The organism is Pseudomonas sp. NBRC 111139 (assembly GCF_001753955.1).
Classification (GTDB): Bacteria; Pseudomonadota; Gammaproteobacteria; order Pseudomonadales; family Pseudomonadaceae; genus Aquipseudomonas; species Aquipseudomonas alloputida.
This window is the reverse complement of the sequence record NZ_BCBP01000050.1, coordinates 18,798-42,103: the sequence shown is the minus strand read 5'-3', so window position 1 is coordinate 42,103 and position 23,306 is coordinate 18,798. Positions and strand designations below refer to the sequence as shown.

22 protein-coding genes and 1 pseudogene are annotated in these 23,306 nt (G+C 62.3%); 15 read left to right on the top strand and 8 right to left on the bottom strand.

The features are described from left to right. Nucleotides 1-172 precede the first annotated feature (172 nt). The gene (rho, locus tag BJQ17_RS20090; protein ID WP_003253661.1) at nucleotides 173-1,432 is read right to left on the bottom strand and encodes a transcription termination factor Rho; all 1,260 of its coding nucleotides are present in this window, start codon (nucleotides 1,430-1,432) and stop codon (nucleotides 173-175) included. A 227-nt stretch (nucleotides 1,433-1,659) separates the two neighbouring features. Then, on the bottom strand, nucleotides 1,660-1,989 hold the full coding sequence (gene trxA, locus BJQ17_RS20085; protein ID WP_003253660.1) for a thioredoxin TrxA: 330 nt from the start codon (nucleotides 1,987-1,989) through the stop codon (nucleotides 1,660-1,662). A 253-nt stretch (nucleotides 1,990-2,242) separates the two neighbouring features. Between trxA and ppx the strand changes: the two genes are divergently transcribed. Continuing rightward, nucleotides 2,243-3,745, top strand: a complete 1,503-nt coding sequence (ppx, locus tag BJQ17_RS20080) for an exopolyphosphatase (protein ID WP_003253659.1) — start codon at nucleotides 2,243-2,245, stop codon at nucleotides 3,743-3,745. Here ppx and ppk1 read toward each other — a convergent pair. Continuing rightward, nucleotides 3,732-5,975 carry a polyphosphate kinase 1 gene (gene ppk1, locus BJQ17_RS20075; protein ID WP_003253658.1) on the bottom strand — a complete coding sequence of 748 codons (2,244 nt, stop codon included), beginning with the start codon at nucleotides 5,973-5,975 and terminating at the stop codon, nucleotides 3,732-3,734. The two genes, ppx and ppk1, sit on opposite strands and share 14 nt — an antisense overlap. A gap of 213 nt (nucleotides 5,976-6,188) precedes the next feature. Between ppk1 and BJQ17_RS30305 the strand changes: the two genes are divergently transcribed. After that, on the top strand, nucleotides 6,189-6,833 hold the full coding sequence (locus BJQ17_RS30305; protein ID WP_017148020.1) for a DedA family protein: 645 nt from the start codon (nucleotides 6,189-6,191) through the stop codon (nucleotides 6,831-6,833). A 501-nt stretch (nucleotides 6,834-7,334) separates the two neighbouring features. Here BJQ17_RS30305 and BJQ17_RS32190 read toward each other — a convergent pair. After that, a pseudogene (locus BJQ17_RS32190) lies at nucleotides 7,335-7,961 on the bottom strand (sterol desaturase family protein); the annotation flags it as partial. A 112-nt stretch (nucleotides 7,962-8,073) separates the two neighbouring features. Here BJQ17_RS32190 and elbB point away from each other — a divergent pair. Next, nucleotides 8,074-8,733 (top strand): isoprenoid biosynthesis glyoxalase ElbB, encoded by a 660-nt coding sequence (gene elbB, locus BJQ17_RS20060; RefSeq protein ID WP_003253655.1) that lies wholly within the window; start codon nucleotides 8,074-8,076, stop codon nucleotides 8,731-8,733. A 201-nt stretch (nucleotides 8,734-8,934) separates the two neighbouring features. Here the strand turns inward: elbB and BJQ17_RS20055 are convergent, their stop codons facing one another. Next, on the bottom strand, nucleotides 8,935-9,387 hold the full coding sequence (locus BJQ17_RS20055) for a YaiI/YqxD family protein (protein ID WP_003253654.1): 453 nt from the start codon (nucleotides 9,385-9,387) through the stop codon (nucleotides 8,935-8,937). A 166-nt stretch (nucleotides 9,388-9,553) separates the two neighbouring features. Between BJQ17_RS20055 and BJQ17_RS20050 the strand changes: the two genes are divergently transcribed. Continuing rightward, nucleotides 9,554-12,409 carry a class I adenylate cyclase gene (locus tag BJQ17_RS20050; protein WP_070096551.1) on the top strand — a complete coding sequence of 952 codons (2,856 nt, stop codon included), beginning with the start codon at nucleotides 9,554-9,556 and terminating at the stop codon, nucleotides 12,407-12,409. Nucleotides 12,410-12,499: 90 nt separating this feature from the next. Here BJQ17_RS20050 and rnk read toward each other — a convergent pair whose 3' ends face one another. The 3 genes from rnk to cyaY all read right to left on the bottom strand — a co-directional run bounded on the left by rnk (nucleotide 12,500) and on the right by cyaY (nucleotide 13,615). After that, nucleotides 12,500-12,910, bottom strand: a complete 411-nt coding sequence (gene rnk, locus BJQ17_RS20045) for a nucleoside diphosphate kinase regulator (protein ID WP_003253652.1) — start codon at nucleotides 12,908-12,910, stop codon at nucleotides 12,500-12,502. A gap of 146 nt (nucleotides 12,911-13,056) precedes the next feature. Then, nucleotides 13,057-13,281, bottom strand: coding sequence for a DUF1289 domain-containing protein (locus BJQ17_RS20040; RefSeq protein ID WP_070096550.1), 225 nt, complete (start codon nucleotides 13,279-13,281; stop codon nucleotides 13,057-13,059). Between the two features lies 1 nt (nucleotide 13,282). Then, nucleotides 13,283-13,615, bottom strand: a complete 333-nt coding sequence (gene cyaY / locus BJQ17_RS20035; protein ID WP_004575827.1) for an iron donor protein CyaY — start codon at nucleotides 13,613-13,615, stop codon at nucleotides 13,283-13,285. 238 nt (nucleotides 13,616-13,853) lie between these two features. On the opposite strand from cyaY, the gene BJQ17_RS20030 reads away from it, so the two are divergent. The 11 genes from BJQ17_RS20030 to BJQ17_RS19980 all read left to right on the top strand — a co-directional run bounded on the left by BJQ17_RS20030 (nucleotide 13,854) and on the right by BJQ17_RS19980 (nucleotide 23,246). Beyond that, the gene (locus BJQ17_RS20030) at nucleotides 13,854-14,072 is read left to right on the top strand and encodes a lipoprotein (protein ID WP_003253649.1); all 219 of its coding nucleotides are present in this window, start codon (nucleotides 13,854-13,856) and stop codon (nucleotides 14,070-14,072) included. A 9-nt stretch (nucleotides 14,073-14,081) separates the two neighbouring features. Beyond that, a complete protein-coding gene (lysA, locus tag BJQ17_RS20025) occupies nucleotides 14,082-15,329 on the top strand; it encodes a diaminopimelate decarboxylase (RefSeq protein WP_070096549.1) in 1,248 nt (415 codons plus the stop codon). Between the two features lie 4 nt (nucleotides 15,330-15,333). Continuing rightward, nucleotides 15,334-16,164, top strand: a complete 831-nt coding sequence (gene dapF, locus BJQ17_RS20020; RefSeq protein ID WP_003253647.1) for a diaminopimelate epimerase — start codon at nucleotides 15,334-15,336, stop codon at nucleotides 16,162-16,164. Between the two features lie 13 nt (nucleotides 16,165-16,177). Then, nucleotides 16,178-16,888, top strand: a complete 711-nt coding sequence (locus tag BJQ17_RS20015) for a DUF484 family protein (RefSeq protein WP_070096548.1) — start codon at nucleotides 16,178-16,180, stop codon at nucleotides 16,886-16,888. Then, nucleotides 16,888-17,787, top strand: coding sequence for a tyrosine recombinase XerC (gene xerC / locus BJQ17_RS20010; RefSeq protein ID WP_003253645.1), 900 nt, complete (start codon nucleotides 16,888-16,890; stop codon nucleotides 17,785-17,787). The genes BJQ17_RS20015 and xerC overlap by 1 nt, the downstream gene beginning before the upstream one ends. After that, on the top strand, nucleotides 17,784-18,479 hold the full coding sequence (locus tag BJQ17_RS20005) for an HAD family hydrolase (RefSeq protein ID WP_003253644.1): 696 nt from the start codon (nucleotides 17,784-17,786) through the stop codon (nucleotides 18,477-18,479). Before xerC ends, BJQ17_RS20005 begins: the two co-directional genes overlap by 4 nt. 332 nt (nucleotides 18,480-18,811) lie before the next feature. Next, nucleotides 18,812-20,047 (top strand): integrase arm-type DNA-binding domain-containing protein, encoded by a 1,236-nt coding sequence (locus tag BJQ17_RS20000; RefSeq protein ID WP_070096547.1) that lies wholly within the window; start codon nucleotides 18,812-18,814, stop codon nucleotides 20,045-20,047. A 12-nt stretch (nucleotides 20,048-20,059) separates the two neighbouring features. Continuing rightward, nucleotides 20,060-20,692, top strand: coding sequence for a hypothetical protein (locus tag BJQ17_RS19995; RefSeq protein ID WP_070096546.1), 633 nt, complete (start codon nucleotides 20,060-20,062; stop codon nucleotides 20,690-20,692). A gap of 99 nt (nucleotides 20,693-20,791) precedes the next feature. Continuing rightward, complete coding sequence (locus BJQ17_RS19990) at nucleotides 20,792-21,001, top strand: AlpA family transcriptional regulator (RefSeq protein WP_070096545.1); 210 nt, start codon at nucleotides 20,792-20,794, stop codon at nucleotides 20,999-21,001. Beyond that, the gene (locus tag BJQ17_RS19985; protein WP_070096544.1) at nucleotides 20,998-21,252 is read left to right on the top strand and encodes a hypothetical protein; all 255 of its coding nucleotides are present in this window, start codon (nucleotides 20,998-21,000) and stop codon (nucleotides 21,250-21,252) included. Before BJQ17_RS19990 ends, BJQ17_RS19985 begins: the two co-directional genes overlap by 4 nt. After that, nucleotides 21,249-23,246, top strand: coding sequence for a bifunctional DNA primase/polymerase (locus tag BJQ17_RS19980; protein WP_070096543.1), 1,998 nt, complete (start codon nucleotides 21,249-21,251; stop codon nucleotides 23,244-23,246). The genes BJQ17_RS19985 and BJQ17_RS19980 overlap by 4 nt, the downstream gene beginning before the upstream one ends. Nucleotides 23,247-23,306: the final 60 nt, after the last annotated feature.

The following is a 23,306-nucleotide window of genomic DNA, read 5'->3' as shown; positions in this document are numbered from 1 at the left end:
CAGAGTGTAGCGCCGTTCGGGCCTTGTTTGGGGGTGAAAATGCATTGGGGCCGCTTTGCACCCCTTCGCGGGCAAGCCCGCTCCTACAAGGGCCGCAGTGACCTGTGTAGGAGCGGGCTTGCCCGCGAAGGGCCGCAAGGCGGCCCCAATCAATCCAGCCTGAAACGCTCGCTTACTTGCGCTTCATCGACAGGAAGAACTCATCGTTGGTCTTGGTCTGCTTGAGCTTGTCGACCAGGAACTCGATGGCAGCGATTTCGTCCATCGGGTGCAGCAGCTTGCGCAGAATCCACATACGCTGCAGTTCGTCGTCAGCGGTCAGCAACTCTTCGCGGCGGGTGCCGGAGCGGTTGATGTTGATGGCCGGGAACACACGCTTCTCGGCGATGCGGCGGTCCAGCGGCAGCTCCATGTTGCCGGTGCCCTTGAACTCTTCGTAGATCACTTCGTCCATCTTCGAGCCGGTTTCAACCAGCGCAGTGGCGATAATGGTCAGCGAACCGCCTTCCTCGATGTTACGCGCAGCACCGAAGAAGCGCTTGGGCTTCTCGAGGGCGTGGGCGTCGACACCACCGGTCAGCACCTTGCCGGAGCTCGGGATCACGGTGTTGTAGGCACGCGCCAGTCGAGTGATCGAGTCCAGCAGGATAACCACATCTTTCTTGTGCTCGACCAGGCGCTTGGCCTTCTCGATCACCATCTCGGCAACCTGCACGTGGCGGGTTGGCGGCTCGTCGAAGGTGGAAGCAACCACTTCGCCACGCACGGTGCGCTGCATTTCGGTCACTTCTTCCGGGCGCTCGTCGATCAGCAGGACGATCAGGTGGCACTCAGGGTTGTTACGGGTGATGTTGGCCGCAATGTTCTGCAGCATGATCGTCTTACCGGCTTTCGGCGGGGCAACGATCAGGCCGCGCTGGCCTTTGCCGATCGGGGCGCACAGGTCGATGACGCGACCGGTCAAGTCCTCGGTGGAGCCGTTACCGGCCTCCATCTTCAGGCGCTTGTTCGGGAACAGCGGCGTCAGGTTTTCGAACAGGATCTTGTTCTTCGCGTTTTCCGGGCGGTCGAAGTTGATGGTATCGACCTTCAGCAGGGCGAAGTAACGCTCCCCTTCCTTCGGTGGGCGGATCTTGCCGACGATGGTGTCGCCGGTACGCAGGTTGAAACGGCGGATCTGGCTGGGCGAGACATAGATGTCGTCTGGGCCGGCCAGGTAGGACGCATCAGCCGAACGCAGGAAACCGAAACCATCCTGGAGAATCTCCAGCACGCCGTCACCCGAGATCTCTTCGCCGCTTTTCGCATGCTTCTTCAGCAGGGCGAAAATCACGTCCTGTTTGCGCGAACGGGCCATGTTTTCGATGCCCATCTGTTCGGCCATTTCCAAAAGATCGGTAATCGGCTTTTGCTTGAGTTCAGTCAGGTTCATAAGGGGAATGACGTAATCATGTAAGAAGGGAGAATTAAGCTTCTGGCTTAATGAGGCCGCGCCGCTGGATGGCGACAGGATCGCGTACTGATTCGAATTAGGGATGCTTCGGCGACGGCATGTAGAGGGCACTGGAAAAGCAGTGCGAGGCCGAATGTAACACTTGCTTTTTTCTGCGTCTAGTGCTCTGAAAAAGAAAAGCCCCGCATTTGCGGGGCCTTTTCACATCACAGGTGGGCGTCGAGGAATGCGGCCAGCTGCGATTTGGACAGTGCACCAACCTTGGTGGCTTCGACGTTGCCGTTCTTGAACAGCATCAGCGTCGGGATACCACGCACACCGTGCTTGGCCGGGGTTTCCTGGTTCTCGTCGATGTTCAGCTTGGCGACGGTCAGTTTGCCCTCGTAGGTGGAAGCGATGTCGTCCAGAACCGGAGCGATCATCTTGCATGGACCGCACCATTCAGCCCAGTAGTCGACCAGTACCGCGCCTTCGGCCTTCAGGACATCGGCTTCGAAGGAGGCGTCGGTGACATGTTTGATCAGATCGCTGCTCATGGATATCTCCAGGGTCGTAAGCAAAAAACGTGGCCCATGATAGCCGCACCTACGCCGGACAGGAAGCCACGGACGATTGAGTGTAACTATAGTTGCGCAAGACGGCGCGAATCGAAACTGTCATATGGCCGTCATAGAATCGAATGGCACATTGCCTTGCATCAAGGCCAGTACAACGGCTGAGTGTCACGCGTTGGCGATAGCCTGCTATCGTGGCACGATTGCCAGGTTAACGACCGAGAACAACCAGATCATGCCGCATACCATCGCGAAGAACCTGTCCCTGATCGCCGCCATCGACCTTGGCTCCAACAGTTTTCACATGGTCGTGGCCAAGGCCCACCATACCGAAATCCGTATCCTTGAGCGGCTCGGCGAGAAGGTTCAACTGGCCGCCGGCATCGACGAAGAGCGCATGCTCAGTGAAGAGGCAATGGAAAGGGGCCTGGATTGCCTCAAGCGCTTTTCCCAGCTGATCAACGGCATGCCGGCAGGCGCCGTGCGTATCGTCGGTACCAACGCCTTGCGCGAAGCGCGCAACCGTAACGAATTCATCCAGCGCGCCGAAGCCATCCTCGGCCACCCGGTGGAGGTCATCTCTGGCCGTGAAGAGGCGCGCCTGATCTACCTGGGCGTGTCGCACACCCTGGCCGACACCCCCGGCAAGCGCCTGGTGGCCGACATCGGCGGCGGCAGTACCGAGTTCATCATCGGCCAGCGCTTCGAGCCGCTGCTGCGTGAAAGCCTGCAGATGGGTTGCGTGAGCTTTACCCAGCGTTACTTCCGCGACGGCAAGATCACCCCGGCCCGCTATGCCCAGGCCTACACGGCCGCGCGCCTGGAACTGATGAGCATCGAAAATGCCCTGCACCGCCTGACCTGGGATGAGGCCATCGGCTCATCCGGCACCATTCGCGCCATCGGCGCTGCCATCAAGGCCGGTGGCCTGGGCAATGGCGAGGTCAACGCCGAAGGCCTGGCCTGGGTCAAACGCAAGCTGTTCAAGCTGGGCGAGGTCGACAAGATCGACTTCGACGGCGTCAAGCCAGACCGCCGCACTATCTTCCCGGCGGGCTTGGCGATTCTCGAAGCGATCTTCGATGCCCTTGAACTGAACCGCATGGACCACTGCGACGGCGCCCTGCGCGAAGGTGTGCTGTTCGATCTGCTTGGCCGCCACCACCACGAAGACGTGCGCGAACGCACCCTGAACTCGCTGATGGAGCGCTATCACGTGGACCAGGGCCAGGCTGCGCGCGTCGAGCGCAAGGCGTTGCACGCATTCGACCAGGTGGCCGACGCTTGGAACCTGAAAGACGGAAACTGGCGCGATCTACTGGGCTGGGCCGCGAAAGTGCACGAAATCGGGCTGGACATTGCCCATTATCACTACCACAAGCACGGCGCCTATCTGATCGAGCACTCGGACCTGGCAGGCTTTTCCCGGGAAGATCAGCAGATGATGGCCCTGCTGGTACGCGGCCACCGCCGCAACATCCCCAAGGACCGTTACGCCGAACTGGGTGATGAAGGGGTCAAGCTGCTGCGCCTGTGCGTGCTGCTGCGCTTTGCCATCCTGTTCCACCACATCCGCGGCACTCAGCAAATGCCAAAGGTAGAACTGCACGGCGGGGACAACAGCCTGGATGTAGCTTTCCCTGACGGTTGGCTGGAGCAGAACCAGCTGACCCAGGCCGACTTCGCCAACGAGGCGGAGTGGCTGGCCCGGGTCGGCTTCGTCCTCAGCGTACGTTGAGGACCGGGTTGCTCAGGCGCTCCAGCAAGGTCGCCTGAACGCTGCGCGGGTTCTGGTTGCCGGTCGGGGTGCTGCGCACGTAGCGCCCGTCCGGCTGCAAGGTCCAGGCGTGGGTATTGTCGGTCAGGTAGCCTTCCAGCTCCTTCTTCACCCGCAGCAACAGTTTCTTGCCTTCCACCGGGAAGCAGGTCTCGACACGCTTGTCGAGGTTGCGCTCCATCCAGTCGGCGCTGGACAGGTAGATCTGCTCTTCGCCGCCATTGAGGAAGTAGAACACCCGCGTGTGCTCGAGGAAGCGGCCAATGATCGAGCGCACCTGGATGTTGTGCGAAACCCCCGGAATGCCCGGGCGCAGGCAGCACATGCCACGCACCACCAAGTCGATTTTCACGCCCGACTGACTGGCCTTGTACAGCGCCTTGATGACTTTGGCGTCAGTCAGCGAGTTGAACTTGGCGATGATGTGCGCCGGCTTGCCTTCAAGGGCAAACTGGGTTTCCCGCGCGATCATGTCGAGCATGCCCTTTTTCAGGGTGAACGGCGCATGCAGCAGCTTCTTCATGCGCAAGGTCTTGCCCATGCCGATCAACTGGCTGAACAGCTTGCCGACGTCTTCGGTGAGCGCATCGTCAGAGGTCAGCAGGCTGTAGTCGGTGTACAGGCGGGCGTTGCCGGCGTGGTAGTTACCGGTACCCAGGTGCGCATAACGCACGATCTCGCCCTGCTCGCGGCGCAGAATCAGCATCATCTTGGCGTGGGTCTTGAACCCGACCACACCGTAGATCACTACCGCACCGGCCGCTTGCAGGCGGCTGGCCATCTGCAGGTTGGACTCTTCGTCAAAACGCGCACGCAACTCGATCACCGCAGTGACCTCCTTGCCGTTACGCGCTGCATCCACCAGGGCGTCGACGATTTCCGAGTTAGCCCCCGAGCGGTACAGGGTCTGGCGCACGGCGAGCACGTGCGGGTCCTTGGCGGCCTGGCGCAGCAGGTCGACCACTGGCGTGAAGGACTCGAACGGGTGCATCAGCAGGATGTCCTGCTTGCTGATCACACTGAAAATGTTGTCAGCGTTCGCCAGCAGCTTGGGGATCGCCGGGGTGAACGGTGTGTATTGCAGCTCCGGGTGGCTGTCCAGGCCGGTGATGCTGAACAGGCGGGTGAGGTTGACCGGGCCATTGACCTGGTACAGCTCACTTTCGCTGAGGCTGAACTGCTTCAACAGGTAGTCCGACAGGTGTTTCGGGCAGGTGTCGGCCACTTCCAGGCGCACGGCATCACCGTAGCGGCGCGAGAACAGCTCGCCGCGCAGCGCGCGGGCCAGGTCGTCGACCTCTTCAGAGTCAAGCGCCAGGTCGGCGTTGCGCGTCAGACGGAACTGATAGCAGCCCTTCACCTTCATGCCCTGGAACAGGTCGTCGGCGTGCGCGTGGATCATCGACGACAGGAACACATAGTTTGCGCCCGGGCCGCCCACCTCTTCCGGCACGCGAATAACCCGCGGCAGCAGGCGTGGCGCCGGAATGATCGCCAGGCCCGAGTCGCGACCGAAGGCGTCCACCCCCTCGAGCTCGACGATGAAGTTGAGGCTCTTGTTCACCAGCAGCGGGAACGGGTGAGTCGGGTCGAGGCCAATCGGGGTAATGATCGGGGCAATTTCGTCGCGGAAGTAGCGGCGTACCCAGGTCTTGAGCTTGGGTGTCCAGTAGCGGCGGCGGATGAAGCGGATCTGGTGCTTTTCCAGCTCTGGCAGCAGCACGTCGTTAAGGATCGCGTACTGGCGCTCTACCTCGATGTGCACCAGTTCGCTGATACGCGCCAGCGCCTGGTGCGGTTGCAGGCCATCGGCGCCGGCCTGTTCACGGGCGAAGTTGATCTGCTTCTTCAGGCCTGCGACACGAATCTCAAAGAACTCGTCGAGGTTGCTGGAGAAGATCAACAGGAACTTGAGGCGTTCCAGCAGCGGGTAGCTCTCATCCAGTGCCTGCTCCAGCACCCGGATATTGAACTGCAGTTGCGAGAGTTCGCGATGAATGTACAGGCTGCTGTCGTCCAGGCCAGGGACGGCGATGGCCGGGGACGGCGCGGGCACCGGAGCTGCAGGCTCGGCCACCGGCTCCGCTACAGGCTCAGCCGCCGGAGGCAGGTCTGGCGGGGTCTGCAGCATCTCTTCTGGGAGCTCCTGAGCATCCTTGATCGCGACAGGGCTTAGCACTTCATTATTCATCTGGCGTTCCTGAGGACGTTAACGCCCTATCATCTATTGAGCGGCAAGATAAGCGCCCATTATGACGCCCGTGTTACACATATGGGCAAGCCGTGGCAAGGGGCCTCTGGCATTGTCTGCGCTGGAATTGTTCACGTCGAGACACATTTGGACACTTTCACGAACGCGCGCGAAGGGGTAGGCTGCGCGTTCATTTCGCCAGCACCTCAGAAAATGCTTCAACAATTCCTGCAGGATTTCGGCTACTTCGCCCTTTTTCTAGGCACCTTCTTTGAAGGCGAGACCATTCTGGTGCTTGCGGGGTTCCTTGCGTTCCGCGGTTACATGGATATCAATCTGGTGTGCCTGGTGGCCTTCTTCGGCAGCTACGCGGGCGACCAGTTGTGGTACTTCATGGGCCGACGCCACGGGCGCAGGATCCTGGCGCGCAAGCCGCGCTGGCAGGCAATGGGCGACCGGGCGCTGGACCATATCCGCCGCCACCCCGATATCTGGGTGCTGAGCTTCCGCTTTGTCTATGGTTTGCGCACGGTCATGCCGGTGGCCATCGGCCTGTCGGGTTACCCGCCACGTCGCTACCTGCTGCTGAACGGGATTGGCGCGGGCATCTGGGCAGTGGCCCTGGGCGCCGCCGCCTACCACTTCGGCGCCATCCTCGAAGGCTTGCTGGGCAACGTCAAACGTTACGAGCTATGGGTGCTTGGCGGCCTGGTGGCGCTGGGCGGCCTGCTGTGGCTGCGCCGGCGCTTCCGTACTCTGCGCGCGGAGCGCAGGGCGGCGAGCCAGGCCCAGCCCCCAGAGGCTGAGCAGGCTGTAAGCCACGAGCAGAAACCAGGCCAGCGGGGCGACCACCGCTAAGCCCAAGGCGCCGGCCAGGTACAATGCCGGCGCATTCAGACACAACCGCGCCAGCTCCAGGCGTGCAGACCAGGGCCGGTTCTCCAGCAACGCGCCCAGCACGAACAAACCAAACGCCATCAGTGACCAGCCGAGCACCAGCGCGGCGGCCGGCACGCGGTCGGCCACGTCCATCAGGTAGCTGCCCAAGGCCACATAAACCACGAACTGCGCCGCCACATAGGCTTGCTGCCCGCGCCCCAGGGCAATCTCGAACTTGCGAAACAGCGCCAAGTCCTGTTTGGCCTGTGGGTAGCGTGCGGCCACATCGGCCGGGCGCCAGCCGGTAGGCATGAACCAGATACGCAGCTTGTCCCACAGGCTGGTGGTGCGCCGGGCGTCGTGCCAGAGCTGGGCATAGAACTGCAGGTTGGCCCATAGCGGGTTCCAGCTGGCCAGCGGCGTGGTCACCCCGAACACCACCGGCTCGGCCGGGTCCTCCTCCTTGAACGTGCCGAACAGACGGTCCCAGAGAATGAACACACCACCGTAATTGCGATCCAAGTAAGCAGGGTTTTGCGCATGGTGGACGCGATGATTGGACGGCGTGATCAACACCCACTCCAGCCAGCCAAGTTTAGGGATATGCCGGGTATGCACCCAGAACTGATACAGCAGGTTGAGCGAGGCGACGGTGATGAACACCAGTGGCGGCACACCCAGCAGCGCCAGCGGCAGGTAGAACAACCACGAGAAGAGGAACCCGCTACTGGTCTGGCGCAGCGCCGTGGTGAGGTTGTACTCCTCGCTCTGGTGATGCACCGAGTGCGCAGCCCACAGTACGTTGCGCTCATGCCCCAGGCGGTGCAGCCAGTAGTAGCAGAAGTCGTACAGGACAAAGGCCAGCAACCAGACCCACCCTGCCTGCGCCGGCAATTGCAACAGCGCCAGGTGCTCGAAGACCAGAGCATAGGTGACCAGCCCTACGCCTTTGGTCAGCAGGCCGGTACTGGTCGACAGTGCGCCGGTACTCAGGCTGTTGATCGAGTCGGCCAGGGTGAAGTTGTGCTGGCCGCGCACGCGGTCGGCGACCAGCTCGACGGCTATCAGCACAAAAAAGAACGGCACGGCCAGCAGTATCAGGTCCATGGGCGCGACCTCAGGCGTTATCCACCAAGATTAGGCCGCCCCCGCAGGAATCCCTATGGCGACATCTGCCAAACTAGAGGACATTTAGCGCCTCGACACTGGAGTAATGAGCATGACAAAAAAAGTAGCGGTGATTCTTTCCGGCTGTGGCGTGTATGACGGCGCCGAAATCCACGAAAGCGTGATCACGCTGCTGCGCCTCGACCAGCGCGGTGCGCAGGTGCAGTGCTTCGCGCCGAACATCGCACAGATGCATGTAATCAACCATCTGACCGGCGAAGAAATGCCCGAATCGCGCAATGTGCTGGTGGAGTCGGCGCGCATTGCCCGCGGCGAGGTCAAGGATATCCGTGAAGCCAAGGCCGAAGACTTCGACGCACTGATCGTGCCGGGCGGTTTCGGGGTGGCTAAAAACCTGTCCAACTTTGCCGTGGAAGGCGCCAACTGCAGCGTGAACCCAGACGTGCTGGCCTTGGCCGAAGCCTTTGCCGACGCCTGCAAACCCGTTGGCCTGATCTGCATCTCGCCGGCGCTTGCGGCGAAGATCTACGGGCCGGGCGTGGTCTGCACCATCGGCAGCGATGCCGGCACTGCGGCGGCTGTCGAGAAGATGGGCGGCACCCATGAAGCGTGCGATGTACACGACATTGTCGAAGACACCCAGCGCAAGCTCGTGACGACCCCGGCGTACATGGAGGCCAAGTCGATCAGCGAGGCGGCGGGCGGGATCTACAAGCTGGTAGACCGAGTGCTGGAGCTGACGCACGAGTAAGTTATTGCGTTGGCTTCTTCGCGGGCATGCCCGCTCCCACAGGTCCAGCACAGGCTTCAAGGTCACGCGGTACCTGTGGGGGCAACTCATGAAAAGCCTGCGCGATCACCTGTAGGAGCGGGTTTACCCGCGAACACCGGCAAAGCCGGTGCCATCCACCGCGCCACGCTGGGCTGTCGCCGACAGGAACCGTGTCAGCGCTCAGCTTTTCGAGAGGCGGGCAATGATCCGGTCCAGTGCATTGGCAAACGCCTGTTTCTCACGTTCGCCATAGGCCGCCTGCCCGCCCCCCACCTGCCCCTGCTCACGCAGCTCGGTGAACAGGTTGCGCGCCGCCAGGCGGTCGCCCATGTTGCGCTCGTCGAACTCACGCCCACGCGGGTCCAGTGCGGCCACGCCCTTTTTCACCAGGCGGTCGGCCAGCGGCACGTCACTGCAGATCACCAGCTCGCCAGGCACGGCGTGCTCCACTATGTAATCGTCGGCCGCATCCATGCCGCTGGGCACCACGATCAGACGCACGATCGCGAACGCCGGCTTGGCCACAGCCTGCCCCGCCACCATCACCACCTCGAACTTGCGCTTGAGGGCGAACTTGACGATCAGATCCTTGGCCGCCTTGGGGCAGGCGTCGGCATCGATCCATACACGCATTGGACACTCTCTACATGAACTCAATGCGCCCATCATGCCTGAAGCGCAGCGAAAGCTGGAGCAGGCCAGCGCTGGAAAAATGGCGCCAGACTTTCAATTACCGCTTATCCGACCCCGCCACTCAGGCTAAACTCGCCACAGCTTCAATGGCCTGCCCGAGCGCGCAATGAACCACCCTCACGAAATCCGCCCTGACCTGGACGAAGGCATCGACCGCAAGGTCCTGGCGACATTGCGTGCGCGCTTCCTGCATCTCAACCAGGGCCGACTGCAGCGGGCAAAGGAAGGCCTGTCAACGCGCCAGCAACAGGTACTGTCGTTGCTGCCGCTGCTGTTTCACGTGAACCACCCGCTATTGCCGGGTTACGTCTCCGGCAGCACCCCTGCGGGCGTATCGGCTTACGAGCCAAGCGCCGAGTTGGTGGCCGATGCCCAACGCCTGGCCCGCTCGTTCACCTACAAGGCCCAGCATGGCAACCCGCCACGCCCGATCCACGGCCTGTTCCTGATGGGCAGCCTGGGCTCGCTGGCGCAGGCCGAGCACAGCGACATGGACCTGTGGGTGTGCCATGCACCCGGCTTGCCCGAACAGCTGCTGGGTGAGCTACGCCGCAAGTGCCAGCTGCTGGAGGCCTGGGCGGCAAGCCTGGGCGCCGAAGCACACTTTTTCCTGATCGACACACAGGGCTTCGCCCAGGGTCAGCGCGATGGCCAGCTCGGCTCCGACGACTGCGGCACCACCCAGCACTACCTGCTGCTGGACGAGTTCTACCGCACCACCCTGTGGCTGGCCGGGCGTACGCCGCTGTGGTGGCTGGTACCGGTGTACGAGGAACACAATTACTACAGCTACACCCAGACGTTGCTGTCCAAGCGCTTTATCCGCAGCCAGGAAGCCCTTGACCTCGGCAACCTGGCGCACATTCCGCCCGGTGAGTTCGTCGGCGCTGGCCTGTGGCAATTGTTCAAAGGCATCGACTCGCCCTACAAATCGCTGCTCAAACTGCTGCTGACCGAAGCCTACGCCGGCGAACACCCTGCGGTGCGCTGCCTGAGCCTGGACTACAAGCAGGCAGTATTTGCCAACCAGCTCGACCTCGACGAGCTGGACCCCTACGTGATGGTCTACCGGCGCATCGAACGTTACCTGCTGCAACGCGGCGAACCCGCGCGCCTGGAGCTGGTACGGCGCAGCCTGTACCTGAAGGTGAACAAGAAGCTCAGCGACCAGGGCCGCAGCCATGGCTGGCAACGCCGGCTGCTGCAGCGCCTGACCGACGAGTGGGGCTGGGACCAGCGCCAGTTGGCCCTGCTGGACAGCCGCAGCCAATGGAAAGTGCAGCAGGTTGCCGTCGAGCGGCGTGAGCTGGTGGCCGAGCTTAACCTCAGTTATCGCTTCCTCAGCCAGTTCGCTCGCACCCAGAACGCCAGCAGCCGCGCCGACCAGCGCGACCTCAATGTGCTGGGCCGGCGCCTGTACGCAGCCTTCGAGCGCCGCGCCGGCAAGGTCGAAGTGATTAACCCCGGTATCGCCCCTGACCTCGCCGAAGGCACCCTGACGCTGGTCCAGGCACCCAACCGCAAGGAGCCGGGCAGCTACCACTGGGAGCTGTACAGCGGCAACCTGAGCACCCATGAGGTGCAGCACTTCAGCCCGATCAAACGCTGCCGCGAGCTACTCGAACTGCTGACCTGGGCCCATCGCAACGGAGTGATCGACAGCAGCACCCGCATGGCGCTGCATCCAGGGGCCAGCGACCTTGGGGAATTCGAGCTGTTCAACCTGCTGGGCTGTCTGCGGCAAAGTGTCCCCCTGCCCTTGCCGACCGTCAGCGAAGTGCGCCTTTTGCAGCCCAGCGTTGCCGATGAGGTGTTGTTGCTGGTCAACGTCGGCGTCGACCCGCTGCGCCACCACCGCGAGCTGAACGTTTTGATGACCACAGAGCGCACCGACGCGTTGAGCTACGCTGGCGTGCGCGAAAACCTGGTGCTGACCCTGGACCAGGTCACCGTCAACAGCTGGAACGAGGTGCTGGTCCAGCGCTATGACGGTGAACACGCGCTGGTGCGCTGCCTGCGCGACTTCCTCAACAGCCCGGCGCAGCGCGGCCACCGGCCAAGGGTGCGAGTACGCTGCTTCTGCCAAAGCCGCGCCCAGCCGATCGGCCAGCGCGTAGAGGAAATTTTCGACACCGCCCAGCTGCTGCGGGATCAAGGGCTCCACCACCGCTACCTGCTGCAAGTGGCCCACCACACCCATGTGCTGGAGCTGTTGCCCGAGCATGTCAGCCTGACAACCCTGGCCGAGCATGAGGCGCTACTGGCCTACCTGGGCGAAGAGCGAGGCACCTACAGCCCGCTGTACCTGGATGCCAATGCGCTGCAGGACCACGACCTGCGCCTGGTGCTGGAGCAAGGCCGACCAGCCTGCATTCAGGTGTTCTACCGCCTGCAGGGCGGCTGGGCCGATGTGTATGTGCTGGATGAATACAACGCATTGTGGCAACAACGCCTGCCGCTGCATGACGAAGCGCATCTGCTGTTGCCACTGCAACGTTTTCTGCGCTCGGTGGTGATGCGCCGCGATGCCCGCCTGCCCCTCGATAGCCTGCGACCCGCCTCGCTGGATATCCACTACGCGCAGCTGCTGCCCACCGGCCCAGGCAAGGCACGCAACATCGAGCCGCGCCTGGCCCCGGCCGAGGGCAGCGACCAGCCTTACTATGAGGTACAGGCGATTATCCAGGCGGGTGTAGCGGGCGTGGCGCATGTGACGCTGTACTGCGACCAGCAGGAGTTTTCCGAGCTGGAACATGGTGAGCAGCTGTATGCGGTGGTGGCCAGGCAGATCATCGGTCAGCGCCGTGGCACAGCGCAGTACCGGTGCTATATCACCGACCTGGATTTGTCCGAGTTGCTGGATGACCGGCTGGGGGCAACGCAGGCCTACCTGAGCTACAAGCGGGTGCTGGAGCAGGCTTTGAATGAGGGGTTGGAGCAGGTTTTGGCGGAGGGCGCCTGAACTCGCAGCACAAGGCGGCGACAAAAGAGTGCATCTCTCTGTAGCAACAGCCTTGCGCTGCAAACGGGCCGCGAAACGGCCCCCTGGCCCTTACAGGTCGTAATCGCCCGCCGCCTCCGGCTGGTACTCCACTTCCAGCAGCTTCAGCTTGAGGGTCTTGCCCCCCGGTGCCGGCCAGTCGATCTGCTCGCCCACCGACAGCCCCAGCAAAGCGCAGCCAATCGGCGCCAGGATCGAGACCTTGCCTTCCGGCCCGGCATCCTTGGGGTACACCAGTGTCAGGTGGTAGTCCTTGCCGCTGGCTTCCTCACGGCAGTGCACCCGCGAGTTCATGGTCACCACGCCCGCCGGCACTTCCTCGTGACCGACCACCTGCTCGGCGCGGTCAAGCTCGTCCTGCAGGGCGAGCACACCCGGCGTACTCTCGTCGAGGCTGTCGATCAGACGCTCCAGACGTTGTACGTCCAATCGGGTGAGGATGAGGGAAGGCTTGGTGCTCATGATCCAGTCAGACTCCTTTGAACAGGCAGTTTTCAATGTGCAAATAAAGCAAAACCCCGCCCAAGGGCGGGGTTTGAGAAGGCTTTGGCGTCACCGACGCAGAACCCGACACTACCACAGCCGGGCAAATACTCAAGCCCCTGCGCTCAGTGTGCCTTAGCCTGCTCGCGCAAGACCTGGGCCTCGCGGCAGATCTGACGGCGCCGTTCGTCATCGGCCGAGCGCCATTCGCGAATGTGCTCGACATGCCGATGGCAACCGGTGCACACCCGCTGTTCGTCCAGCCGGCATACGCTGATGCACGGTGACGGCACTGCAGGGCTGACGTTGCTGTAAAGCGGCTTGGGCGACCGGGCCTGGGCGCTACTCATGTCAGATTTCGTCGAAGTCCAGCTTCTCGCCGGCCCGCTCCCAGACGATACGCTCGAGCATTTCACCCAGCAACTCTTCGCTCTTTTCGCACACCCACTTGCCGCTGTCCTCGTCGTAATCGAAGTGGAAACCACCGGAGCGGTCGGCAAGCCACAGCTGGCGCAATGGCTCCTGACGGCTGAAGATCAGCTGGGCGCCGCCCTCGAACTTGACGGTCAGGACACCGGCGGAGTTCTCCATGTCCAGGTCCAGACCGCTCTCGTCGAACAGATCTTCCAGGGCCTGTTGGGTCGCGTCGACCAGATCATGGAAACGCGCTTCACTCAAACTCATTGCAGGAACCTCGAAATTGGCTGCGTAACAGGCAAGCCGGGCAAGATACGGGCGCTTGCCGCCGAATGCAAAGGTTTAGCCGTTGCGTTCACCGGCCTCTTCGCGGGCGAGCCCGCTCCTACGGGGGCTGCGCAGAGGCTAAGCATAGCCCGCCCGGCGGACCGGTCCTTGCATAGGCAAGCCGCCGGTCGCTCGGTATACTCGGGCGCAATACTGCATTTTTCTAAGGATTTCACCCATGAAGCGCCTGATTTCCTCCTTCGCGGCGCTGGTCGCTGTTGCCTGCCTCGTTTCGGCCTGTGGCCAGAAAGGCCCGCTGTATCTGCCTGAAGATGGCGATAACGGCAAAGCGCACACGTCGCACCAGCACCAGCCAAAAGCCAAGCCGGCCCCGGCACAAGAACAGCAGCCCGAGCTGCAGTCCGAGTCCGAGTCCGAGCAGTCGCCAGCGCAGTAAGGAAACCAGATGAACGCTTTCAACTACCGCGACGGTGAGCTGTTCGCGGAAGGCGTGGCCCTGTCGGCCATTGCTGAACGTTACGGCACCCCCACCTATGTGTACTCGCGCGCCCACATCGAGGCCCAGTACCGTAGCTACGCAGACGCCCTGCAAGGCACCGAGCACCTGGTGTGCTTCGCGGTCAAGGCCAACTCCAACCTTGGCGTGCTGAACGTGCTGGCGCGCCTGGGCGCAGGCTTTGACATTGTCTCCGGTGGTGAACTGGAGCGTGTATTGGCCGCTGGCGGGCGTGCCGACCGCGTGGTGTTCTCCGGCGTTGGCAAAACCCGTGAAGACATGCGCCGTGCCCTGGAAGTTGGCGTGCACTGCTTCAACGTCGAATCCACCGACGAGCTGGAGCGCCTGCAAGTAGTCGCCGCCGAAATGGGCAAGGTTGCCCCGGTGTCGCTGCGGGTCAACCCGGACGTCGATGCCGGTACTCACCCGTACATCTCCACCGGCCTTAAAGAAAACAAGTTCGGCATCGCCATTGCCGATGCCGAGGCCATCTACGTACGCGCCGCACAGCTACCGAACCTGGAAGTGGTCGGTGTCGACTGTCACATCGGCTCGCAACTGACCACCGTCGAGCCATTCCTCGACGCCCTCGACCGCCTGCTGGTGCTGGTCGACCGCCTGGCCGAGTGCGGCATACACCTGCGCCACCTGGACCTGGGTGGCGGTGTCGGCGTGCGCTACCGCGACGAACAGCCACCATTGGTGGCCGACTACATCAAGGCCATCCGCGAACGCGTGGGCGAGCGCGACCTGGCCCTGGTGTTCGAGCCTGGCCGCTACATCGTCGCCAACGCTGGCGTGCTGCTGACCCGCGTGGAATACCTCAAGCACACCGAACACAAGGACTTCGCGATCATCGATGCAGCGATGAACGACCTGATCCGCCCAGCCCTGTACCAGGCCTGGATGGGTGTCAGCGCGGTCAAGCCACGTGCAGGCGAAGGCCGTGCCTATGACCTGGTCGGCCCTATCTGCGAGACTGGCGACTTCCTCGGCAAGGACCGCGTACTCAACCTGGCCGAAGGTGACCTGCTGGCCGTAGAGTCCGCGGGCGCCTATGGTTTTGTCATGAGCTCCAACTACAACACCCGCGGCCGTTGCGCTGAAATCCTGGTCGACGGCGACCAGGCGTTCGAAGTACGCCGCCGCGAGACCGTCGCCGAACTGTATGCTGGCGAAAGCCTGCTGCCGGAGTAAGCCCATGCTGCTGCGTTTTACCAAGATGCATGGGCTGGGCAACGACTTCATGGTCCTGGACCTGGTCAGCCAGCACGCGCACATTCAGCCCAAGCACGCCAAGCAATGGGGTGACCGTCACACCGGCATCGGCTTTGACCAGTTGCTGATCGTCGAGGCGCCGAACAACCCGGAAGTGGACTTCCGCTACCGCATCTTCAACGCCGACGGCTCCGAGGTCGAGCAATGCGGCAACGGTGCGCGCTGCTTTGCCCGCTTTGTGCTGGACAAGCGCCTGACCGCGAAAAAGCGCATCCGCGTGGAAACCAAGAGCGGCATCATCGTGCTGGACGTGCAGAACGACGGCCAGGTGAGTGTCAACATGGGCCCGCCGCGCTTCATCCCTGCCGAAATTCCCTTTGTCGCCGACGCACAGGCGCCAAGCTACCCGCTGGAAGTTGACGGCCAGTTGTACTCGATAGCCGCCGTGTCCATGGGTAACCCGCACGCCGTGCTGCGTGTCGACGACGTGTTTACTGCGCCTGTGCATGAGCTGGGCCCGAAGATCGAAAACCACCCACGCTTCCCACAGCGGGTGAATGCCGGCTTCATTCAAGTCATCGACCGCCACCGCGCCAACCTGCGCGTGTGGGAACGCGGCGCCGGCGAAACCCAGGCTTGCGGCACCGGCGCCTGCGCCGCAGCCGTGGCGGCGATCAGCCAGGGCTGGATGGATTCCCCGGTGTCCCTCGACCTGCCCGGTGGTCGCCTGCACATCGAATGGGCCGGCCCCGGCAAGCCCGTGATGATGACCGGCCCGGCCGTACGCGTCTACGAAGGACAGGTTCGTCTCTAAACGAGTAACCGCCATGACCGATCAGCCCAAGGTTGTACCCAAGCAGTCCGCCGAGCTCGATGCCGAAGCGGTGGTCGCCTACCTGCGCGCCCACCCCACCTTCTTCGCCGAGCAGGACGAGCTGCTGATCGAACAGCACATCCCGCACCAGCGAGGAGACAGCGTGTCGCTGGTGGAACGCCAGCTCAAGCTGCTGCGTGACCGCAACATCGAAATGCGCCATCGCCTGTCGCAACTGATGGACGTGGCCCGCGACAACGACCGGCTGTTCGACAAGACCCGCCGGCTGATCCTTGACCTGCTCGATGCCGGCAGCCTGGAAGAAGTGGTAATGGCGGTCGAAGACAGCCTGCGCCAGGAATTCCAGGTGCCCTTCGTCAGCCTGATCCTGTTCGGCGACAACGTCGCGCCGGTGGGGCGCTGGGTCAGCAATGCCGAGGCGCAGCAAGCCATCGGTGCCCTGCTGGGCGGTGGCAAGACCGTCAGTGGCAACCTGCGCGAGCACGAGCTGGCTTTCCTGTTCGGTGAAGAACAGCGCCGGGAAGTAGGCTCCAGCGCCGTGGCAGCTCTTGAGTACCAAGGGCTGCATGGGGTTCTGGCCATCGGCAGCCGCGACCCGCAACACTACAAGAGCAGCGTCGGCACCCTTTTCCTCGGCTATATCGCCGAAGTGCTCGGCCGCGTTGTGCCACGCGTTACCCAGACACTGCGCTCGGTTCGCTGATGAAACGCCAGCTGGAGGCTTATTGCGCACACCTGCGCAACGAGCGCCAGGTGTCGGAGCACACCTTGCTGGGCTACCGTCGCGACCTGGAAAAAGTCATCGCCTACTGCAAAGAACACGGCATTGCCGAGTGGCAGGCGCTGCAAATCCAGCAACTGCGCCAGCTGATCGCCCGCTTGCACCACCATGGCCAGTCCCCGCGCAGCCTGGCACGCCTGCTGTCGGCAGTACGCGGCCTGTACCGTTACCTCAACCGCGAAGGCCTGTGCCAGCACGACCCGGCCACCGGCCTGAGCGCACCCAAAGGTGAGCGTCGGCTGCCCAAGGTACTGGATACCGATCGCGCACTGCAGCTGCTCGATGGTGGCGTCGACGACGACTTCATTGCCCGGCGTGACCAGGCGATCCTCGAGCTGTTCTATTCCTCAGGCCTACGCCTATCGGAACTGACCAACCTCGATCTTGATCACCTCGACCTCGCCGCCGGCCTGGTGCAGGTACTGGGCAAGGGTGGAAAAGCCCGCGTACTGCCGGTGGGTCGCAAGGCTCGCGAGGCGTTGCAGGCCTGGTACCGCTTGCGCGGCATCGGCAACCCACGCGACCGTGCAGTGTTCATCACCCGCCAGGGCAATCGCATCAGCCCCCAGGCAGTTCGGCTGCGGGTAAAGGCCGCCGGTGAGCGTGAGCTGGGCCAACACCTGCACCCGCACATGCTTCGCCATTCTTTCGCCAGCCATGTGCTGGAATCATCCCAGGACCTGCGCGCGGTGCAGGAGATGCTCGGCCACGCCGACATCAGCACGACGCAAATCTACACCCACCTGGACTTCCAGCACCTGGCCGCGGTGTACGACAGCGCCCACCCTCGGGCCAAACGCAGCAAAGGCACAGACTCATGAGCATCAAGCTGATCACCTTCGACCTCGACGATACCCTGTGGGACACCGCGCCGGTGATTGCTACCGCGGAAGTCGTGCTGCGCGACTGGCTCGAGGCCAACGCACCCACCCTCGGCAGTGTGCCGGTGGAACACCTGTTCGCCATCCGCGAGCGCCTGGTGCAAGCAGAGCCCGGCCTCAAGCACCGCATCAGTGCCCTGCGCAGGCGCGTGCTGTTTCATGCCCTGGAAGAGGTCGGCTACAGCGAGCAGCACGCACAGGCGCTGGCCAACGAAGGCTTCGAAGTGTTCCTGCATGCCCGCCACCAGGTGGAGATCTTCCCAGAGGTGCAGCCGGTGCTCGAAATCTTGCGCCATCAATACATCCTGGGCGTGGTCACCAACGGCAATGCCGACGTCAGCCGGCTAGGGCTGGCGGATTACTTCCGCTTTGCCCTGTGCGCCGAGGACCTGGGCATCGGCAAACCAGACCCTGCACCATTCCTTGAAGCGTTGCGCCGGGGCGAGGTGGACGCGGGTGCGGCAGTGCACATCGGCGATCACCCTGGCGATGACATTGCCGGTGCCCAGCGCGCCGGGTTGCGGGCGGTGTGGTTCAACCCGCAAGGCAAGGCCTGGGCTGGCGATCAGGCGCCGGACGCCGAGATCCAGCGCCTGTCGCAACTACCTGACGTGCTTGCACGCTGGCGCTGACGGGGCCGCTTTGCGGCCCATTCGCGGGCACGCCCCCTCCCACAGGGACCGCGCAGGTCCTGAACCCTGTGGTGAACCTGTGGGAGCGGGCATGCCCGCGAAGAGGCCGGCACGGGCAACACAAAACCCACAGGCGTAAAAAAGCCCGCAGCGACGGCGGGCTTTCCAGCATCTAGCCAATTCTTGTGTTTTCCAGTCAATGCTAGATTCTACAAGGCTTTAATCCTATTATTCGTCCACTGACACCCACCAACAACCTGTCCCATCCGGGCGAAAAGTGGGGGAACAAACGGGGGGACAGGATTTGTCCCCCCACACCAGTGGAGGCGAACATGGGCAAGCTGAACCCCAAGCAAATCGAGAACCTGGCCGAAGCCGGCACCTATGAAGACGGCGACGGCTTGCGCCTGACTGTAAAGGCCACCGGACGCAAATCATGGGTGCTGCGCTTCCAGCTCAACGGCAAGCGCCGGGAGATGGGCTTGGGCAGCTTCCCCGAGGTGAGCTTGAAGGCCGCCCGCATCGCCTGTGCCGATCAGCGCAAGCTGCTGGCAGCCGGCGCCGATCCGATGGCCGCCCGTGACGCCGAACGCGAGCGCCAGCGTGAAGCCCAGCGCGAGCAGGAAGCCAACCGCCGCCCGTTCGAGGTGTTGGCCCTGGAGTACATGACCGCGCACGGGGCTGGCTGGTCGGATCAATGGCGCAAGGGCTGGCGCTCTAAGCTGGAACGCTTCGCCTTCCCCGTTATTGGCAAGCTGTCGGCCAACGCCATCGAAACCGAACATGTCCTACGCGTGCTGCAACCGATATGGGGCACCAAGACCCGGACGGCCGATGAGGTACGCGTGCAAATCGAGCGCGTGCTAGACGCCGCCAAGGCCCAAAAGCTGCGTGACGGCGATAATCCCGCACGCTGGCGCGGGCATCTGGAAAGCCTGCTGAGCAAGGCGCAAAAGAAGAAGGCTCGCCAAAGCGAGCACATGCCGGCGATGAAGTGGCAAGGCGTGCCAAAGCTGGTGGCCAAGCTGGCGCAGAGCCAAGACCGCGATGCCCTGGCGCTGCACCTGCTGATCCTGACGGGCGCCCGGTCGCACATGGTTCGCTTTGCCGAGTGGTCGGAGTTCGATCTAGAGGCCGGCGTCTGGTCGCTGCCTGCCGAGCGCATGAAGATGCGCCAAGCCTTCGATATTCCCCTGGCGTCCAAAGTGGTCGAGCTGCTGGAAAGCATTCCGCGCACCGATGGCAGCCCCTACCTGTTCCCTGGCCAAGGGCAAAGCGGAGTCATGCACAAAAACGCCTTTCGCGTTCTGTTGCGCGGCTTGGGGCTGGCCGACATTACCGCGCACGGCTTCCGCTCAACCTTCCGCGACTGGGCAAACGAACGCACCCACTACCCTCGCGAAGTCTGTGAGCTGGCGCTAGCCCACGACGAACGCGACCAGTCGGAGGCTGCTTATTCTCGTTCCGACTTCATTGAGAAGCGCCGCGCATTGATGGCCGATTGGGCTGGGTACGCAACCACTGCGCCAGCGCCCAACGTCATACAAGGCGACTTTAAGCGCGCATAAGGATAGATCTCGGTGGATAAGAGTAAGCAAGCGGTATTACAAGAGATGCAGGAGTACCTGCAAAAACAGCTGCCAACTGCAACCCGTGAGGCATCCCACCGAATGGCTGTTAGTTACTGGGGGGCATCTGCGGGCTGGAAAAAAGTGAGTAGTGCCAAGCGCCGCCCAAGCGGGGAGTTTCCCGAACAGTTATTGGAGGTGGCAAAGACAGATCCTGCTGCTTGGGATGCTGCAAAGATATTGGTCGTCAATTTATTAGACTTGGGAGAGCCAATGTCACGCCAGCTTGCGGGGTTCGCTGCCGCAGTGCTTCGTGGTGAATGGAAAAGGCCTGGAGGGAACGCAAACAGCTGGGGCAATCTGTCTCGTGACCTTCCGCTGTGCCTGGCCATTCATAGCCTTTTAGCGGCGGGTTTTGCACGCACGGAAAGCCGTGAGGTTGAGCCTACGGCAATTGAGGCAGTGGCCAAAATTGCGTCCGAACTCGGACATAAAGTAAAGGCCGACATGTTGGAAAAGATATGGATGCGCCATCGTGACCATGTTGAGAGAGTTGTTAAGGACGGGCCGCATTACTACCGTGATGCTCCCGGAACTCTCCTGCTGAAACCGTCACCGCCCCGCAGGAGGCAGGGGAAAAAGTAACCAAGTGATGCTGGTTGGTTACAGTGACCCATCCCGTTCGTATGCTTAGTCTGCAAGCCACATCCACTACGCGCCAGCAAGCGCAACGGAGATTTGGCTATGTCTGCTATCGTAAATACCAACCACCCCCGCCGCATCATGCGCCTGCCTCATGTCCAGGCTGCCACCGGCTTTGGCCGCGCATGGATTTATGCCTTGATGGCGGAGGGCAAATTTCCCAAGGCGCGCAAGATTGGAACCCGCGCCGTGGGCTGGCCTAGCGATGAAATCGAGCAATGGGTAACTGATCGCCTGGAGGGCCGCGCATGAAGGCCGCCCGCCCCGAAGAACAGAGCAGCCCGCGCAAGGTTGATATTAGCACTCCCGCGAATGCGCTTCTTGACCCGATATTGCATCGTATCGTCGATGAATCCCTGCGCGCCGGGTACGGCTTCGCAGCTACATCCCTGGCACTCGTTAAAGATCGACGCAACATGCGCCGCATGATGATAAAGCGCGGCTTTACTCCCGATCAGGTGAAGCATTACCTAGCTGTTATCGGTCTGGGAGGGGGCGTATGAGCGAGCACGGCAACATGCACCAATGGGCTCGCCACTACGCCGGTCGCGGCTTTGCGGTCTTCCCCCTCGTTCCGGGCACTAAATCACCTTTTGCTGGCTCATCTGGCAGCAAGGATGCCACTTGCGATCTAGAGCAGATTGATGCCTGGTGGGCTGCGCATCCCGAGGCCAACATTGCAGTCAAACCCAGCGCCAGCATGGGCGGTCTGTACGTGTTCGACGTGGACCCTCGTAATGGGGGCGACGCCAGCTTTTCAGCACTGGAGCGACAGCATGGCCCCCTATCCAGCCCTTTGCATGTTAAGTCGCCCGGTGGCGGCTTTCACCTGTACTTTGCCGCGCCAGCAGATACAGGGCAGGGGTACAGCGGCGCACCGGCGACCGGCATTGATGGCAAATATAACGGCTATGCTGTGCTGCCGCCGAGCCTGCACCCCAACGGCAAGCGTTATGAGTGGATCAATGGGCACGACGCCACGCCGGGGCCAATCCCTACATTCCTAGTAAAACAGGCGACAGTGCGCGAGCGTGTGGCGAGTGGGGGCGGATCGCTGGCAGACGTAACGCGCATTACTCAGGCGCTGGCTGCCATCCGCCCGGACTGTGAGTATCACCAGTGGGTCGGTGTGATCGCTTCTATCAAGCACTGGGAGGACACGACCGAGGGGGCGGACGGCCTGGGCTATGAGCTGTGCCGTGAGTGGTCCGCCGGAGATCCGCGCCATGATGACGGCGCATTTGCTGACAAGTGGGAATCGTGGAATTCCAGCGCGCCCAATGCTCGTACCTTGGGCAGCCTTCTGCATGACGCCGGTTTGACTGCCGCGCAACAAACCCCCGATCCGGCGATAGCTTTCGCGGCTGCTGGTGAGCCGGTTATGCTGCTCCCTGCCATGACAAACCAGCGGGCCAGCCCCCTGTTGCTACCGATTGATCTGAGCGACGTGATGAGAGCTGCGCTGGAGCAGGTGCGCTATGCCGTGAAGCCGTGGATGCCGCGCCGTCATGTAACCCTGTTAGGTGGGCACGGGGGTATCGGCAAGTCCAGCATAGCCCTGGCTATTGGTGCTCATGTTGCGTGCGGCCAGCCATTCGCCGGCCTGGAGGTTGAGCAATCGCCTGTTCTGTTCGTTAGTCTTGAGGATGAGGCCAGCATAGTGCGCGTTCGCCTTCGAGGCATAATCGAGGCATTCCAACTGCCCGCCGAAAGCGTGATGGCTGGCTTGCGTGTGCTGGATGGTACGCAAGCCTTCGCAGCACTAATGACCGAGAGCGACGGCTACAGCGCAGCGCCGATTTTTACCCCGGCTTTCCACGAACTGGAAGTGGCAGCCAAGGGCGCGGGCTTAATCGTGATCGACAATGCTTCTGACGCCTTCGATGCAAACGAGAACAGCCGCCGAACCGTGCGCGCCTTTGTGCGGGGGCTTGCCAATATCGCACGCGAGCATAATGCCGCCGTGGTGCTGCTGGCTCATATCGACAAGAGTGCCGCGAAGGAGGGCGCACGGGGGAACAGCTACAGCGGTAGCACTGCCTGGCACAACAGTGCTCGTTCACGGCTGGCGCTAATGGAGCAGGAGGGGCGAATTATGCTGATGCAGGAGAAAGCCAACCTGAGCGCGAAGGCTGAGCCGTTGGCTTTCGTATTCGTGAATGGTGTTCCCATGCCTGAGCGCGAAGCGCAGAGCGACGGGCAGACGCGGGAGAATACAGATCAAGCTGCGATGATTCGTGTGCTACTAGCAGCACGGGAGGCTGGCATTAGTGTGTCCGGCAGCTTAAATGCTGGTGCGCATTCCGCCATGAAAACCTTAGAGCCGTTGCCGGAGTACGGGACATCTTTCGGGGGAAGGCCAGGCAGTAAGCGGGCTGGTCAGGCTATTTCGGCATTGCTTCGTGCTGGACGCATCCAGCGCGTGTCATATCGTAAGCCCAACCGCCACGCTGGCGAGCGCTTTGAGCTAGTTGAAATGCCACAGGGGGAAAGTTGAAATAGTGCGCTGCGCCACCCCCCATACCCCCAGCGCCGACGCAGCGCACTCTGGAGGGAG

Bases quoted from the DNA above. Each gene is read 5' to 3' on its own strand.
- dapF (WP_003253647.1), top strand. From the start codon at position 15,334: ATGCTGCTGCGTTTTACCAAGATGCATGGGCTGGGCAACGACTTCATG.
- BJQ17_RS30305 (WP_017148020.1), top strand. From the start codon at position 6,189: ATGCTTCAACAATTCCTGCAGGATTTCGGCTACTTCGCCCTTTTTCTA.
- rho (WP_003253661.1), bottom strand. From the start codon at position 1,432: ATGAACCTGACTGAACTCAAGCAAAAGCCGATTACCGATCTTTTGGAA.
- cyaY (WP_004575827.1), bottom strand. From the start codon at position 13,615: ATGAGTTTGAGTGAAGCGCGTTTCCATGATCTGGTCGACGCGACCCAA.
- BJQ17_RS20055 (WP_003253654.1), bottom strand. From the start codon at position 9,387: ATGCGTGTATGGATCGATGCCGACGCCTGCCCCAAGGCGGCCAAGGAT.
- BJQ17_RS19985 (WP_070096544.1), top strand. From the start codon at position 20,998: ATGAAGGCCGCCCGCCCCGAAGAACAGAGCAGCCCGCGCAAGGTTGAT.
- trxA (WP_003253660.1), bottom strand. From the start codon at position 1,989: ATGAGCAGCGATCTGATCAAACATGTCACCGACGCCTCCTTCGAAGCC.
- BJQ17_RS20040 (WP_070096550.1), bottom strand. From the start codon at position 13,281: ATGAGTAGCGCCCAGGCCCGGTCGCCCAAGCCGCTTTACAGCAACGTC.
- ppk1 (WP_003253658.1), bottom strand. From the start codon at position 5,975: ATGAATAATGAAGTGCTAAGCCCTGTCGCGATCAAGGATGCTCAGGAG.
- BJQ17_RS19980 (WP_070096543.1), top strand. From the start codon at position 21,249: ATGAGCGAGCACGGCAACATGCACCAATGGGCTCGCCACTACGCCGGT.
- xerC (WP_003253645.1), top strand. From the start codon at position 16,888: ATGAAACGCCAGCTGGAGGCTTATTGCGCACACCTGCGCAACGAGCGC.
- BJQ17_RS20015 (WP_070096548.1), top strand. From the start codon at position 16,178: ATGACCGATCAGCCCAAGGTTGTACCCAAGCAGTCCGCCGAGCTCGAT.
- ppx (WP_003253659.1), top strand. From the start codon at position 2,243: ATGCCGCATACCATCGCGAAGAACCTGTCCCTGATCGCCGCCATCGAC.
- BJQ17_RS20005 (WP_003253644.1), top strand. From the start codon at position 17,784: ATGAGCATCAAGCTGATCACCTTCGACCTCGACGATACCCTGTGGGAC.
- BJQ17_RS20050 (WP_070096551.1), top strand. From the start codon at position 9,554: ATGAACCACCCTCACGAAATCCGCCCTGACCTGGACGAAGGCATCGAC.
- elbB (WP_003253655.1), top strand. From the start codon at position 8,074: ATGACAAAAAAAGTAGCGGTGATTCTTTCCGGCTGTGGCGTGTATGAC.
- BJQ17_RS20000 (WP_070096547.1), top strand. From the start codon at position 18,812: ATGGGCAAGCTGAACCCCAAGCAAATCGAGAACCTGGCCGAAGCCGGC.
- lysA (WP_070096549.1), top strand. From the start codon at position 14,082: ATGAACGCTTTCAACTACCGCGACGGTGAGCTGTTCGCGGAAGGCGTG.
- BJQ17_RS19990 (WP_070096545.1), top strand. From the start codon at position 20,792: ATGTCTGCTATCGTAAATACCAACCACCCCCGCCGCATCATGCGCCTG.
- rnk (WP_003253652.1), bottom strand. From the start codon at position 12,910: ATGAGCACCAAGCCTTCCCTCATCCTCACCCGATTGGACGTACAACGT.
- BJQ17_RS20030 (WP_003253649.1), top strand. From the start codon at position 13,854: ATGAAGCGCCTGATTTCCTCCTTCGCGGCGCTGGTCGCTGTTGCCTGC.